Below are 1,432 nucleotides of genomic sequence, written 5' to 3'. Positions count from 1 at the left end.
CTATATGAACGCGTCCCGTTTGCAACAGCTTTCTTGCGTTTCTGACAGACAGGATGGGCTGCGTCTCTATATCCGGCCTTATTGCAGCCGGTCCTGCCGCTGCGGGCCCCTATGAAATCCGCTGACTCACACCTCATTCTCCTAACGAGCTCGAAGCTCGTTACGCAATTCAGGTTTAGTGAGTCCCGGTCCTACCTGGCTTGTCATCACACTCGATTGCTGCGCAACCTTTCGACGTTCACCCTGTGTTAAACGTTGATCTTCTACCGTGCGTAAACCGTTCAGGCCGGTTTCATGCTCACGTAGTCCTTCCGGTACGGCCGATCATGCGCGAGCACCGCCCAGATCGTCCGCGCCATCTTGTTGGCCAGCGCGACGATCACGACATTCGTTGGTCGCCGCTTCTTCATCTGTTCGACCCACGGACCGGGTTCCTTCGCATGCGTCAATACCGCACGCGCACCGTGAATCAGCAGCGTGCGCAGATACATGTCGCCTCTCTTGCTGATCCCGTGCAGGTTCACCTTGCCACCTGAGCCGGTCTGCTTTGGCACCAGGCCCGCCCACGCGGCAAATTCACGTCCCGACCGGAATGCCTTCGGGTCACCCATCATTGCCACCGCGGCAGTTGCCGTCAGCAACCCCACACCGGGAATCTCGCTAATCATCTTCACGGCCCGGTCTTCCTTCTTCCATTCGCGCATCCGGCGCTCGATCTCGGTTATCTGCTCGTCCAGCTTTGCCAACCCGTTCCACTGCTCGCGCAACGTATCGATCAGCGCCGCCGGCAGGCGCTCGGCGATGCGGCTAAGTACGGCTGGTATTTCCTTGTCCAGCTTCGCCCGTCCCTTGCTCATCACCTCGCCGTATTCCGTCAGTAACCCGCGCAGCCCGTTGCTCTGCATCGTCCGAAACTTCACCAACTGCTCGCGCATCCGGTGCAGCGCCAACATCGCCTGCTGCATCTCGGTCTTCACCGCCACCGGCTTGCCCGGCTGCTGCACTGCCAGCCAGATCGCCCGCGCGTCTGCCGCGTCGTTCTTGTTGCGGATGTTGAACGCCTTCACGAACTCCGCCGGCATCAGCCTGACCTCGTGACCCATCCGCGTCAGTTCTCGCGCCCAGTGGTGCGCACCGCCGCATGCTTCCATTCCGATCAGGCACCGTGCACGGTTCGCGAAGTGCTCGAGAAACTTCGCCCGCTTGATCGGCTTGTTCACGATCTCTCCAGTTTCCCGGTCAACGTAATGCACCTGGAAAACCTGCTTGGCGATGTCGACGCCCACTGCGATACTGTTCATCGTGGATCCTCCGGTTGCCGGGAAATGCGTGCATTTTCCACCTGGGCACTTCGATGCCGTTGGCCCGCGAGGATCCACCTCCTGCTTCTGCTCTCACGTTCACGGGTGGGACGCGTTCATTTCAATTCTCC

General features: G+C 59.9%; 1 protein-coding gene. It reads right to left on the bottom strand.

The window, feature by feature from the left end; all coding sequences use genetic code 11:
- Positions 1-281: 281 nt before the first annotated feature.
- Positions 282-1,301 carry an IS110 family transposase gene (locus DIE22_RS37725; protein WP_124607545.1) on the bottom strand — a complete coding sequence of 340 codons (1,020 nt, stop codon included), beginning with the start codon at positions 1,299-1,301 and terminating at the stop codon, positions 282-284.
- Positions 1,302-1,432: the final 131 nt, after the last annotated feature.

Source organism: Burkholderia sp. Bp9142 (genome assembly GCF_003853415.1).
Lineage (GTDB): Bacteria > Pseudomonadota > Gammaproteobacteria > Burkholderiales > Burkholderiaceae > Burkholderia.
Note: the sequence above shows the minus strand (reverse complement) of the source record. Positions and strands in the feature narration are given on the sequence as shown.

Excerpts from the sequence above, each read along its gene's own strand:
- DIE22_RS37725 (WP_124607545.1), bottom strand. The coding sequence starts at position 1,301 with ATGAACAGTATCGCAGTGGGCGTCGACATCGCCAAGCAGGTTTTCCAG.